We start from the raw sequence: 13643 nt of genomic DNA on the forward strand, positions 1-13643 counted from the left end.
AAAAATTTCCCCCACGACACAACCTGACGCACGGATTTTTCATTGTGCTATTAAAATAATGCTCAACTTAACAAACAGAGAGGGATTTTAATGGAAAATCAATATGATTTAGAAAGCAACGTTATCGATGGTCAAGGGAAGCAGGCGAGATTGAAAAAACTGTTGCGTCAGCTTAATCAGGGAATGCACGAGCGGGAGCATATTCTTGCGGTGAGTTTGTTGGCTGCAATTGCAGGGCATAACACCTTTCTTTATGGCCCACCAGGGACGGCGAAAAGTTTGATTTCTCGCCGTTTAGCCTGTGCTTTTGAAAGCAAAAATTATTTTGAATGTTTAATGAACCGCTTCACCACGCCTGAAGAGATTTTTGGCCCGATTTCGCTTAAAGCGTTAAAAGAAGATAATTATGTACGACAGATTGAAGGCTACTTGCCGACGGCAGATTTTGCTTTCTTAGATGAAATTTGGAAATCTAGCCCTGCAATTTTGAACAATTTGCTCACAATTATTAATGAACATTTGTTCAAAAATGGGAGCGATCGCATTGATGTGCCGTTGAAATCTTTGATTGCGGCATCTAATGAAATTCCTGAAGAAAATCAAGGCTTAGAAGCACTTTATGATCGCTTTATTGTGCGTATGCTCGTGCCGCCTATTCAAAGCAATGCCACTTTCAACCAACTGCTCAATAGCAAGCCGAGTGCAGAAAAATTGTATCTCGATCAAGATCTGATTATTAGCAATCACGAAATGCAGCAATGGAGGCAGCAAATTCAAGAAGTGCAACTCAGCGAAGAAACCCTTGAGGCGATTCAACAAATTCGCCAGCGGTTGAACCAAGCAGAGCAAGAGAAAAAGAAAAAAGCGTCTAAAACAAAGAAAGGCACGGCAGAAACTGCTACCACTGAAGAAAACGCAGAGGAAGAGAAAGAAGAAACTCCATCTATCTATGTGTCTGACCGCCGTTGGCAACGGGCAGCAATGTTATTAAAAGCCTCTGCCTTTTGTAATGATCGCACAGAAACCAATCTTACCGATCTGTTTTTACTTAAATATTGTTTATGGACAACGCCAGAAAATCGAGAATATATTGCGGAGGTTGTTGATTCGGTTATTACTAAACCATTTGGAATGGATTATATTCAACACTTTAATTTAAACCAATTAGAGCAAAAAATTTCAGAATTATATTATTATCAGGAAGATGTTTATCATACAGTAACGTTGAACGATGGTAAGGAATATTATGCTTTTACTACTCAATCCGTCAATAATGACAGTATAGATCTTCTTACTAAAAAAAGATTTTATAATGATATTAATGTAGATGCAGTGGGAGATATTCTTTTTTACATTCCAGCCAATGAAAAAAATAATGCTTTTTTCCACCCTATCGATCATTCGGGAAAAGAAATAAAAAATTGTTATATAAAAAAGCTTGATGTAGATATGTTTTCTGTTCGTTCTGTAAGAAATGGTATTTTTACAATGAGAATCCCTATTCTTTTTTACCCCAGTCTCCTATTTAATAAAAATTCTCCAAAAACATTACAAACAGAAAAAGAGTTAATTTTAGCAAAAAGTCTAAATGAAAAGATAAAAATGCTAAAATAAATACAGAATTAAATACAATAAAAATAAAAAATAATAACAAAAATCTTTTTTTATCTAAACAAGAAAAAAGAATAAGTCTAATACCATTTAAAGATAATGAAAAAGATCTAAAAATTGCACAATTGGAATTAGAGCGAATTGCGGAACTTCGACCAATTCAATATAGAGAATGCTAAAACGATTATCCTGAGGGAAAAAATGAAATCTTCACAATATCAGAAAAAAAGACAAACGTATTTGACTATTTTAGAAGATGAATCAAATGCAGAAGAATTATTCAAATCATATCAATCATTTTGTCAAGATATGGCAATTCATTTTGATTCAGAATTTTGGCAAGAAAAACTACAAACCGAAGAGAATGATCTTTTCTGTGATTTTGCTAGATTTAAATGGAAAAATGATCTAAAAAAAATAGAAACGCTCTATCAGCATTTCAAAAAATATATTTATAAAGGAATGAGGAAAGAAAAAAGAAATTCTTCCAAACTCAATGAATTAATAGAGAAACAATTCTTGCCTGAATATAAAAAATTACAGCAGGAAAATCCTTTTAAATCCTATTATCATAAAATTGCACATTATGAAAACAATGCTAACCCTACAAATTCTAAAGATGAAAATAAACAAGATACAGATAATTCGTTTACTACTCAACTTCTTGACGACTATAAAGCCTTTTGTAATGCCAATAATCTATCTTTTGATTTTACATTTCTTGAAAAAAAGATAAACTCAGGGGAAGAACAAAAAATGCTCTATGATTACCTTCTGCAACAATGGAAAAAAGAACTTGATAAAGTGGAATATAAATGGCAACAAGCAAAAATATCTTTAAATATTAAATCATTTAAAGAAAAATTAAACCTTTCTATATTCTTTTTGTTGGGTATTAGTGATGATATCGATAATCTCACGCCGCAAGATACGAAATTTTTAGAAATATTAAATACTCAATTAAAAAAGGTGAAAAAACTCAAAGAGATCCTTGATTTATTGGGACGTGCCTTTGGTAAAAACAATGCGACTAAAATAAAAAAAGAAATGGAAAATGCTGAACAACATAATCCTGTCATTGATTATCGAGCAAAAGAAGAAATAGTAGGGCTTTATTTAGGCAAAGAGCTAGAAAATATTTTACCTGCTGAATTAGCATTATTAAATAATGAAGAAAGTGCGGTGTTATTTGACCTTAAATTTTTAGAAAATAAATTAATGTGCTTTCAACAACAAGGAATAACCTTTGCCACACAAAGCCAAAGCACGCCAAAAGAGGTGGCTGAAGATGAACGTACAGGTCCAATGATTTTATGCGTCGATACCAGCGGTTCAATGATGGGCGATCCTGAAAATATTGCTAAAGCGATAGCACTTTATCCAGGTCAAGAAGCGAAAGCACAAAAAAGGGCTTATTTTATTATTAACTTTTCTAAGCAAATTGTAACTTATGAACATACTAAGAGAAAAACTATTGAAAACCTTATTTCTTTCCTTCAAGGTTCATTCCACGGCAGCACAGATGTCGAACCAGCATTGAACTATGCATTAGATTTGTTGCAACGAAAAAACTATGCAAAAGCAGATGTCTTAGTGATTTCTGATTTTGAAATACCTCCATTTAGCTTAGAAATACACGAGAAGATAGAAATGCAAAAACAGAAGAAAACCAAATTTAATGCCTTAGCTATATCCAGTCAGAACAATATAAATTCGTTACTTTCCATTTTCGACAACCAATGGAAATACTCCCCAAAAACGGGCGAAATTGTTGATCTTATCAAGCCAACTTCATCGCCATAGCCGAAGAAAAAAGATAAAAACCGCCCTAACGGCGGTTTCTTTTGCTTCAACCCCTTTCACAACGTCCAAAACTAATTCGCAAAACTCGTAAATTAATTCACCTCAAGGGTTTTAATCGCCTTTAATAAGGTGTCATTAATCCGACTTTGCCAGCCTTTCCCTGTCGCCTTAAACGCCGTAATCACTTCGGGCGAAAGACGTAAGCTCACCGCTTGTTTAGTTGGGGCTTTTTGTTTGCCTCTACTTTTCTTTATGGCTTCAGTATGCTCAAAAACCATTTTAGTGAAAGCAGCTGGCATAACTTCTGCCACAGGGCGAAATTGTGCCAATTCTTCGTCTGTTAATGGAATATCATTAAATTCATTTTCTACTTTCGACATAACGCTTAACCTCTCTCTTATTTGCCTTTCTAAAGCTGATCACTCTCACACCTTGTTCTATTGGCGTAACACAAGCCATATGTACTCGGTCATCAATTAAACCTAACGCAATATAACGAGGCTCTGGATAATTAAAACGAAGATCTTGCCAAATTAGTGCGGTTGTCCAATCAAATTTCACCATCTTCGTAAAAGGTAAGCCACGTTCTTTCTCATTTTTTAATGATTTATTCGGATCAAATTCAATTTTCATTTTGAGCTTCCGTTCATCTATTTAAATTAATTGTATATACAAAATAGTAAAGTGGCAATCTTTTTAATGCTCTTTGATTAGAAAAATAAAAAAATTTTCCCTCACGACACAACCTGACGCACGGATTTTTCATTGCTCAATTAGAATAATGCCAAGATTAACAAACAAAGGAGCATTTCAATGGAAAATCAACTTCTGATAGAAAACAAAATGGAAAACGAAAACCTTGAAGACGAATCACTCGAAGAGGTACTTGAAAAAATTAAAGAAGAAACTGAACCCTGCACAGCAACAAAAGTAGCCATCTTCACAGGTCAAACAGCACTTGTTGCGGGTATTGCCTACGCTGGCTATTGTCTATACGACTATTTTTGTTCTTCTGAATAATGGTAAAAATAAGAGAGAGCTATACTCCCTCTTATACTTTTCACTTTCAGCTTAATAAATTAAGCCTTTGATTTTAAACGATGATTATTCTTCACCCAACAACTTCAATTCTCGATTTTTCACTTGGTTTTTCAGAATGTCGGTGAATTCTGCCACGGTGAACGTGCCTAAATCAGCGCCTTTACGGGTACGCACGGCGATTTTGCCCTCAGCAATTTCTTTATCACCACAGACTAACATATAAGGCACACGTTTTAAGGTGTGTTCACGGATTTTAAAGCCGATTTTTTCGTTGCGTAAATCTGCTTTGGCACGCAATCCTGCGTCAGAAAGGGCTTTCACCACATCTTTCACATAATCCGCTTGGCTATCGGTAATGTTCATCACCACCGCTTGGGTTGGAGCAAGCCAAGGTGGGAAGAAGCCCGCGTAATCTTCGGTGATAATTCCGATAAAACGCTCTAATGACCCTAAAATCGCACGGTGGATCATCACTGGCGTTCTGCGGTCATTATCTTCCGCCACATAAGAGGCATTTAAACGCCCCAGTAAGGCGAAATCAAGCTGAATTGTGCCACATTGCCATTCACGATCTAGGCTATCACGCAAGGCAAATTCAATTTTCGGCCCATAAAATGCCCCTTCGCCCTCTTGAATTTCATAATCTAAGCCATTGTGTTTTAAGGCATTGGCTAAACCCTGTTCTGCTCTGTCCCACATTTCATCAGAACCAATGCGTTTTTCTGGACGAGTAGAAAGTTTTACCTGAATATTGTTGAAACCAAAGGTGCTGTAAATATCGTACACCATACGGATACAACTGGTTACTTCGCTTTCAATTTGATCTTCTGTACAGAAAATATGTGCGTCATCTTGAGTAAAACCGCGTACACGCATTAAACCGTGCAATGAACCTGATGGCTCGTTACGGTGGCACGAACCAAATTCCGCCATACGAATAGGCAGATCACGATAAGATTTCAAGCCTTGGTTAAAAATTTGCACGTGTCCAGGGCAGTTCATTGGCTTGATAGCATATTCACGGTTTTCTGATGAAGTCGTGAACATTAAATCACCGTAGTTTTGCCAATGCCCTGTTTTTTCCCACAGAACGCGATCCATCATAAATGGGCCTTTCACTTCTTGGTAATCGTACTCTTTCAATTTAGTACGCACGAAGGTTTCCAGCTCACGGAAAATCGTCCAGCCGTCATTGTGCCAGAACACCATACCCGGTGCTTCTTCTTGCATATGATAAAGATCAAGGGCTTTACCAATTTTACGGTGATCCCGTTTTGCTGCTTCTTCTAGGCGTTGTAAATAGGCGGCAAGTTGTTTTTTATCTGCCCAAGCCGTGCCGTAAATACGTTGTAACATTTTATTTTTGCTATCACCACGCCAGTATGCCCCCGCCACTTTTTGTAATTTAAAATTATGACAGAAACGCATATTTGGCACGTGCGGCCCACGGCACATATCAATATATTCTTGGTGATGATACAGTGCTGGCGTTGCGGTTTTTTCGATATTCTCATCTAAAATTGCCATTTTATACGGCTCGCCACGCGATTCAAAGGTATCTCTTGCTTCTTGCCAGCTTACCCGTTTTTTCACCACGTCATAATTGGTTTTTGCCAGCTCGTGCATTCTTTTTTCAATGGCATCAAGATCTTCTTGCGTTAAAGAGCGGTCTAAATCCACATCATAATAGAAACCGTTTTCAATGGTTGGCCCGATTGCCATTTTCACATCAGGGAAAAGCTGTTTAATGGCGTGTCCTAATAAATGCGCGCAAGAGTGGCGAATAATTTCTAATCCGTCTTCATCTTTTGCGGTGATAATTTCTAACGTTGCATCATCTTCGATCAAATCGCAGGCATCACGGCGTTCACCGTTCACACGCCCCGCGATAGTGGCTTTGGCTAGCCCCGCACCAATATCTTGCGCCACTTCAAGCACGCTAACGGGTTTGTCGAATTGGCGTTGTGAGCCATCGGGTAAAGTAATAATTGGCATATAAAATCCTTATACAGTGGTTACCCATACGAGAGGTAACTTGTTGATAAAATTAAAAAAATGAAGTAAAAAAGCACCGCACTTTTCATACCTACAATGTATTGCCCAGCACGGCACTTTGGTGAACTTCGTTGGTCTAAAATGAATAGGCGATCATACGCTATTTTGTCGTGAAAACCAACGTTCTTTACGCTTAAACAGCTTTATCGAAATATAATTCCACTTGAAATAATTTTGCCATTGTTTCCACATAGGCTTTTACTTTCGGCGGGAATACAAGCCCTTTCACGCAAGTGAGATTACGCAACATTGGGAAAAGCAAAATGTCTTCCATAGAAAGCTGATCATTCACACCATTTTCTGACAAAATCAAATACTCAAGTGCGGTGAAATCTTGCTGTAATTTTTCGATATATTGGGCGGAATTTGCCAGATTTTCGGAAAAATCCCCAATACTTTCGGTTTTCTTTTTAACGAAATAATCCACCGCACTTTGGGTAGCAAATTCAGGTAAGCCTAATTTCACAAAACGCGGTAATAAAAGATGATTATAATAACGGCTCACTGCCTGCATCCACGCTTGAAGATCGCTACGCACCTCATCATCTGGCAACAACAGATCACCATAATTTTGATCCACATAATGCACAATATCCAAACTTTCTGGCATTGCTGTGCCGTCTTCTTTAATCAAAATTGGTGCCATTTTTTTGCCGATAAGCGAAACGGGCGTAGTTTCATCATCACTCAACAATACCACCTTTTCCACTGGTATATTTTTAAACCAAAAATTGCTTATAACTATATAACTAATTGTAATTTATAGCATTTTAATTTGAAACAACATCACCTTGGTTACTAATATGGTTACTATAATGAAATGTCTATCCTAAACTATGTATAAAAAACGATCACTAGATCGTTATATCTAAGCTACATATCACATCAGTCTGAAAATACTCTTGCTCCCATTATAATACAACCATTCTACCAAGTTAAACATTTCCATGATGTAGCATAAATAACTCAAGCCTTACCATAATCTCACAGTAACAAAATATCATACCATTTCAGATAATAATGATTAGAAGTTAATTTAAATGAATTGATAACAAGATTAATTGAATGATTAAACTGTTTATAATTACATTACTTGTATTCGTAACACAATATCATACCATTTCAAGATATTATGATTAGAAATTAATTTAAATGAATTGATTAGTAGATGTAATTAAATGGACTTAATACGTATAAAGGGTACAAATACATTTATTGGTTGATATTCAATCAAACAATCATTAACAACTAATCAACTGATTACAAAATAAACAAAAAATGTTAAGAATTAAATTTTTCATGTTATGTTGAAATTGATATTTCAGCTGAACATAATAATTAATAATGGAGGATTTTATATGTATGTATTCAATCGAAAAGTTTTTACACTCAATGATTTTAATAACAGTTTAAGTGAAAGACTTAAATCAACAGATAATTTTGACAACGGTGTGTATTTTAATCAAAAAGAAGTTGCATTAACACATAAGTATATTCAATTTAACGATTTGTTTATCAAATTTATGGTGCTTGATTTAGATGAAGAAAATTCAACAATGAATTGGGAACTTGTTGGCTTACCATCGCCAAATATTGTTGTAAAAAATAAATTAAACGGTCGTTGTCATTACATTTATGCCCTTGAATCACCTATTTGTAATACTGCAAATGCAAGATGGCGACCGATTGCTTATTTTGAACGAATTAAGAGTGCTTATACACAAAAATTAAACTAGGACAGACATTATGTTGGCTTATTAACGAAAAATCCTAATTCAGATTTTTGGCAGACAATCGTATTTAATGTACCAGCATACAGTTTAGATTTATTAGCTGATTATGTCGATCTTTCAAATACAAGAGCCAAAATAAAACGTGATAATGATAAAATTATTGAAGGAAGAAATTGTTATTTGTTTGATGAAATAAAATCAATTGGCTATCGTGAAGTGTTACATTTCAAAAAATCAGGAAAACATTTCAATGATTTTCATCGTTACTTGATGTCTGAATTGATGATTCTAAATCAAAAATTGGATTCACCGTTAAATGATTCTGAATTAAAAGGTATTGCTAAAAGTTCGTCAAATTGGATTTGGTCTAAATTTACACCTGAAAAATTTAGTGAAATACAATCAAAAAGAAGTAAATCACGTTGGGCTGAACAACAAAAAGTTAAATCTGAATTTATAAGCCAATTTGATTTAGTGAAACCTAATAAATCATTGACACAACTCGCTAAAGAATTTAATGTCAGCTTAAGTACAATCAATCGTTGGCTTAAAGAAACAAATTATTACAAATCAAAAGTTAAAATTGATAAGAAAAATCAAGGGGAAACAATTTTAAAATTAAGAAGCCAAAAAATAAAATGGCAAGATATCGCAAAACAATTAAATTTAACTGTTGGAAATGCTAAGATGTTATTCAAACGCTATTGTGATAGTTTAAATTAAAAAATTAAAGCTACTAAAAATTTAGTAGCTTTTTTATTATTGACAAGTTGCCAAATAGTTTTTTATCTATGTTTCAGGAATACGAACTTGTCGCCCGATTTTAATAGAAAATAATTTTTTAGCTTCAATTAATCGTAATACAGTTGAACGACTAATACTTAATCGTTCTTGAAGTTCAGCGATAGAAAAATAGTAATCGATAGTATCATTCATTGTTAAGTTTTCTCCATTGTGGTTAATGACTTAACTAAGCCTATAACAAAAAATGGATTTCTTAACTTAACTTTGCTTGATTCTTGAGCAGTTGATTAATCTTATTCTTAATCATTTGATTTTTATTGATTTCTTTAAAAATAAAATACAACTAATTGATTGTTAATTGAGCAAGTTGCACTTTTTTAGTTTCTGTGGGCTTTACCTATTTCTGCGTGATTTCGTTGATTAATTGCTGTACTGTTTTCATTGTAGTAATCTTATCTAATCCATTTAATCATATTTAAGCACTAGATCATCATATAATGATTTTGATAAAAACCTAATGGTTACCATTAGCAAATGCTAAAAGATCCTTAGACATTCATTTAGGGATCTTTAACGTCATATTTTTAACTGACTAATCACCATCAACAAAACCATCGCCATTTTCAGGAGAATAATCTACATAATAAGATCGATCTCGCATTCTATATGCTTGCGGAATATTATCAGGTTTTGTGCTACAAGATTTATCTAATAGCTTATAATCATTACGACTCATACATTGCCCATGTTCATATTCTTTCAATAAACCTGTAATCATACACACATCATAAGGCGAACGTTTTTCGCCAAAATAAATATAATCACCACATTTTAATGGGATTAAACCACCTTGTTCAGGTGATTGTTCAATAGTTCTTACGCCAGCTGCATTAATCATACTGCTGAATAAAATACATAATATAGAAATAATTAATTTATTTTTCACTATTTTATCCTTATTAACAATTACGATATGTAATCGGATTTTGTGGTGCTTTATAATCTTCATTTGAAGAATAGGTTAATTTATCAACTAATTCTTGATAAATAGGCGAATCTTTTGGCAATATTTTACCGTCAAAGCCTTTACGCCCTTTTCGCTCAATCGGAGCATCAACCCAACGTTCAATTTCATAAGCGGCTAATGTCCAACCACGATAAACCGCCACAGCATATTTTACTTTTTCTCGTCTAGCACTCATTTTCCAATAGCCACGAGTACGATTATAAATTTCTTGTTCAAGATCTTGTTCGCTAATTTCACCTGATTTAAGTTTACGTTTTAAATCTTTGTAATTTCGATTAATTGTGATTAACATAATTGGCAAATCAGTGTTTAATTCTTGTGGTTCATAAAGTTTCTTAATTTCCGATAAAGTCACTAATCCTTTTTCAGATGAATATGTACCGCCTTGAATATTTGTTAATGGCTTTTGATTTGGTTTAACTAATGATAATAAATCTATTGCAAGAGCTTCATATTCAAGAGCTTGTAACTCATTTTGAATATTATGACGCAAAATATAATAAATTGGTTCTAATCCTGCTTGGTGGATTTCGTTAATTAATGCGATCTTATCACTTTCACTAATTTTGCCTGATAATGCCCCCTTAGAATGCTGAAAAACACGATTCCCTTTGCCTTTACCGACATAAAAAATATTTTGATTTCTCGGATCAACTAAACAATAAATGTAATAACCGATTTTTTCGATAACACCTGTTGAAAACATAAAATGTCCTTATCTAAGTTCTTCCGTTGTTTTTTGTGAAAATTTATATCCACAATGAGCACAATGATAAATACTTTGTTTTACCACCTTAGTGCATTTCATATAACGAGTCTTACGCTTGCCTGTCGCTGTTCGCTCAACAACTTCTTTACTTGTATCGTAGCGATCAATAATTTTTGTTCCATCACAAATAAAATTTTCAGGTTTTTTACATTGTGGACAACGCTCGATAAAAAAACCAAATAATTTCAAAATAGGCTTTAATGTAAGTTCAAAAATTGCAGAAAGAATACCCCAAATTATGGCTCCACCAATAAATACTACCAAGATCCCTGCTAAAATCATTGCACCATATAAAATTACCTTCACTATAGTATCTGAATCCATAGTCTACAATTCTCCGTTAATCTAGTGTAAAATATCTCTATTCTAGTTTGTAAATCAAATATGTGTAGCAACCATTAGTGTGTAAAAAAACACATTGACAGTATGTCTAATTACTCAATTTGTAGGTATATATGAATATTCATAGCAAAATCAAAAAATTACGAGAAGATAATCATTGGTCTCAAGAAGATATGGCGGAAAAAATGAGCATGTCATTGAATGGCTATGCCAAAATTGAGCGTGGTGAAACGAAGTTATACCTTGAAAAACTAGAACAAATTGCTCAAATATTCAACATTGATGTTGTGGATTTAATGAATACAAATGAAAAAGCTATTTGTTTTGTGATTGGTGAAAATAGTAGCCATTTGAGTTCAAATTACTACGCAAGTAATGAAGCATTGACAATAGAAATTGAGAAGCTGAAACTTTCATTAACTCATAGCCAACAATTACTTGAGCAAAAAGAGAACGAAATTCAGCTTTTAAAGGATATGATTGATTTATTAAAAGAATACAACAAATAATATTACTATTCTTTGGTAATCTGAAGTTGTGATATTTGTTCAACTATTTTTTTCATTACCACTGATTTAGCATGTTTGCCAAAATAATGATCTGGCTGGTATTTTCTAATCTCAACACAATATTCAATAGTAAAATCCTTGATATTTCGTTGTGCTAGAAATTTCTTAACATAATCAAGGCTATATTGATAAAAAGATCTTATTTTTGTATTCGAGGATGAATAGGGAATAAAAATTGCATCTTTCTGTGTAAATAGCAAGCTCAATTTTTCAGCATTTTCGATAAAATCAGGATCGTTAGATACATCAAATAGCAATACAAAATGTCGTTCAATGTTACCGCACTTTATTGTTTTATAACCAAATTCAGCACAAATCATTGCTACTTGATATTCAAAATCTTCAGGTATTAAACCAATAATTGCACAGTTATAATCCATTGATTGTGTAATCATATCTGAACAATTTTGTTCTATTTCAATATTTGAAAAATTTTCTAAATACATCGGATATCATCTCATAAACACATATAATACCTATTATACATTTATCATTTTGCTAACTGTAACAACTATTAGTATGCTTGTTACCCACTTATAGGCTACTTTTAATACATTGTTCAACAAAATCCCCCCAATCATTCATTAGTGGCTTACGTTGCTCTAAATAAGTTGAACGGTTATAGGCATTTCGCACCTGATTCTGGCTCTTATGTGATAAACAAGCCTCAATGATTTCAACATTCACATTAATAAATTTTTCACTCAAATAAGTGTTGCCGATTGAACGTAAACCGTGAGAGGTTAATTTACCCTTATATCCCATTTGTTTAATGGTGTTGTTTGCAACTTGTGAACCAATCGGCTGTGAAGGTTTCTTCATACTTTGGAAAATATAAGGACTGCGACCAGTTATTTTTTGCAATTTATGTAAAATTTTGATTGCTTGTTTGGATAACGGAATGGTAAATTCTCGTTTCATTTTCATTCGTTCAGCTGGTATGTTCCACAATGATTGTTCAAAATCAATTTCAGCCCATTGAGCATTAGCTGCTTCTTTTGGCCTTGCCATTGTTAGTAATGAAAATTCAATCAATGATTTAATCACTAAATCAGTGTGTGAATCACGTAATGTCGCAAAAAATTCAGGTAAATCTTCTGGACGAATTGTTGGGTGGTGTGTTGATTTAGCTTTGGTAAAAGTATCAGCAATATCAGCACATTTGTTAAATTCAATAATACCACGATTGACAGCAAATCTCATAATTTCATTGATTGTTTGCAATAAAGATATGCCAGTAGCCTTGACACCACGTTGGAATAAAGGGGCTACCATTTCAGTCACTTGCAGTGGTTTAATTAGAGAAATGGGTACATCAGCTAATTCAGGAAAGGCATAAAGTTGCAATCTACGCCAATGGTTGTTTAGTGTTGCCGATTTGATTTCAGCAGATTTCTTTTGTTTCCATTGTTCAGCAACAGCCAAAAAAGTATTTTTTGCTGATTGTAATTTGTCTTGTTTTTGAGATTTGATGTGTTCTTGTGGATCAATATCATCAGCCAATAGTTTCTTATATTCATCTCGTAATGAACGAGCTTTTGATAAACCAACAGTTGGATACATACCCAGTGACATTTTTGTTCTTTTTTTAGTCATTGGGTGATAATAGTTGAAACGCCAAGATTTTGAACCTGTTGTTGAAATCAATAAAAACAGTCCGCCACCATCAGTTAATGTATAGGGTTTATCTCGTATTTTTGCTTTTTTGATTTCAGTATCAACAAGTTGATGAACCTTTTTGGCCATAAACCACCTCATATAATCAGCTCAAAATATAGACATAAATCAGATTTTGGTAACCACTAAATTTAGCTTCATTATTCTTAGGTACCAAGATGGTTACTAAAAAACTGAATTATAGTGATATATTCTGAATTATAATAGGTTACTAAAATCGTGTAAATCCTTTGATAATCAAGGGGTTTAGATATATATTGATACATTATGGA

The 13643-nt window shown here is 33.7% G+C and carries 16 protein-coding genes; 6 read left to right on the forward strand and 10 right to left on the reverse strand.

The annotated features are described in order from the left end of the window. The first annotated feature begins 90 nt into the window (after positions 1–90). The gene (locus DXZ23_RS05635) at positions 91–1614 is read left to right on the forward strand and encodes an AAA family ATPase (RefSeq protein ID WP_017806499.1); all 1524 of its coding nucleotides are present in this window, start codon (positions 91–93) and stop codon (positions 1612–1614) included. 198 nt (positions 1615–1812) lie between these two features. After that, a complete protein-coding gene (locus tag DXZ23_RS05640; protein ID WP_017806498.1) occupies positions 1813–3414 on the forward strand; it encodes a VWA domain-containing protein in 1602 nt (533 codons plus the stop codon). 92 nt (positions 3415–3506) lie between these two features. Here DXZ23_RS05640 and DXZ23_RS05645 read toward each other — a convergent pair whose 3' ends face one another. Both DXZ23_RS05645 and DXZ23_RS05650 read right to left on the reverse strand, forming a co-directional pair. Further along, complete coding sequence (locus DXZ23_RS05645) at positions 3507–3794, reverse strand: BrnA antitoxin family protein (protein ID WP_017806497.1); 288 nt, start codon at positions 3792–3794, stop codon at positions 3507–3509. Continuing rightward, entirely contained in the window at positions 3775–4047 is a 273-nt protein-coding gene (locus DXZ23_RS05650) for a BrnT family toxin (RefSeq protein WP_017806496.1), read from the reverse strand. Before DXZ23_RS05650 ends, DXZ23_RS05645 begins: the two co-directional genes overlap by 20 nt. A 180-nt stretch (positions 4048–4227) precedes the next feature. On the opposite strand from DXZ23_RS05650, the gene DXZ23_RS05655 reads away from it, so the two are divergent. Then, a complete protein-coding gene (locus DXZ23_RS05655) occupies positions 4228–4434 on the forward strand; it encodes a hypothetical protein (RefSeq protein WP_017806495.1) in 207 nt (68 codons plus the stop codon). Positions 4435–4518: 84 nt separating this feature from the next. Here the strand turns inward: DXZ23_RS05655 and thrS are convergent, their stop codons facing one another. Beyond that, the gene (gene thrS, locus DXZ23_RS05660; protein ID WP_021724351.1) at positions 4519–6450 is read right to left on the reverse strand and encodes a threonine--tRNA ligase; all 1932 of its coding nucleotides are present in this window, start codon (positions 6448–6450) and stop codon (positions 4519–4521) included. A 193-nt stretch (positions 6451–6643) separates the two neighbouring features. Next, a complete protein-coding gene (gene grxB / locus DXZ23_RS05665) occupies positions 6644–7201 on the reverse strand; it encodes a glutaredoxin 2 (protein WP_017806493.1) in 558 nt (185 codons plus the stop codon). Positions 7202–7868: 667 nt separating this feature from the next. Between grxB and DXZ23_RS15845 the strand changes: the two genes are divergently transcribed. Continuing rightward, positions 7869–8246, forward strand: coding sequence for a replication initiation protein (locus DXZ23_RS15845; RefSeq protein ID WP_017806492.1), 378 nt, complete (start codon positions 7869–7871; stop codon positions 8244–8246). Between the two features lie 177 nt (positions 8247–8423). Then, on the forward strand, positions 8424–8966 hold the full coding sequence (locus DXZ23_RS15850) for a primase C-terminal domain-containing protein (RefSeq protein ID WP_017806491.1): 543 nt from the start codon (positions 8424–8426) through the stop codon (positions 8964–8966). Positions 8967–9032: 66 nt separating this feature from the next. On the opposite strand, the gene DXZ23_RS05675 is transcribed toward DXZ23_RS15850, so the two are convergent. From DXZ23_RS05675 to DXZ23_RS05690, 4 genes are all read right to left on the reverse strand, one after another. Continuing rightward, positions 9033–9179, reverse strand: coding sequence for a helix-turn-helix domain-containing protein (locus tag DXZ23_RS05675; RefSeq protein WP_017806490.1), 147 nt, complete (start codon positions 9177–9179; stop codon positions 9033–9035). Positions 9180–9579: 400 nt separating this feature from the next. Beyond that, the gene (locus tag DXZ23_RS05680; RefSeq protein WP_017806489.1) at positions 9580–9933 is read right to left on the reverse strand and encodes a hypothetical protein; all 354 of its coding nucleotides are present in this window, start codon (positions 9931–9933) and stop codon (positions 9580–9582) included. A 13-nt stretch (positions 9934–9946) separates the two neighbouring features. Then, entirely contained in the window at positions 9947–10720 is a 774-nt protein-coding gene (locus DXZ23_RS05685) for an LEM-3-like GIY-YIG domain-containing protein (protein WP_017806488.1), read from the reverse strand. Positions 10721–10729: 9 nt separating this feature from the next. Next, positions 10730–11107 (reverse strand): hypothetical protein, encoded by a 378-nt coding sequence (locus DXZ23_RS05690; RefSeq protein ID WP_017806487.1) that lies wholly within the window; start codon positions 11105–11107, stop codon positions 10730–10732. 131 nt (positions 11108–11238) lie between these two features. Here DXZ23_RS05690 and DXZ23_RS05695 point away from each other — a divergent pair, with 131 nt between their 5' ends. Then, entirely contained in the window at positions 11239–11634 is a 396-nt protein-coding gene (locus DXZ23_RS05695; protein ID WP_017806486.1) for a helix-turn-helix domain-containing protein, read from the forward strand. Positions 11635–11639: 5 nt separating this feature from the next. Here the strand turns inward: DXZ23_RS05695 and DXZ23_RS05700 are convergent, their stop codons facing one another. Further along, complete coding sequence (locus tag DXZ23_RS05700) at positions 11640–12140, reverse strand: hypothetical protein (protein ID WP_017806485.1); 501 nt, start codon at positions 12138–12140, stop codon at positions 11640–11642. An 88-nt stretch (positions 12141–12228) separates the two neighbouring features. Next, complete coding sequence (locus DXZ23_RS05705; RefSeq protein ID WP_017806484.1) at positions 12229–13440, reverse strand: tyrosine-type recombinase/integrase; 1212 nt, start codon at positions 13438–13440, stop codon at positions 12229–12231. Positions 13441–13643 lie beyond the last annotated feature (203 nt).

Origin of the sequence: Avibacterium paragallinarum, from assembly GCF_900450705.1 — a bacterium.
Lineage (GTDB): Bacteria > Pseudomonadota > Gammaproteobacteria > Enterobacterales > Pasteurellaceae > Avibacterium > Avibacterium paragallinarum.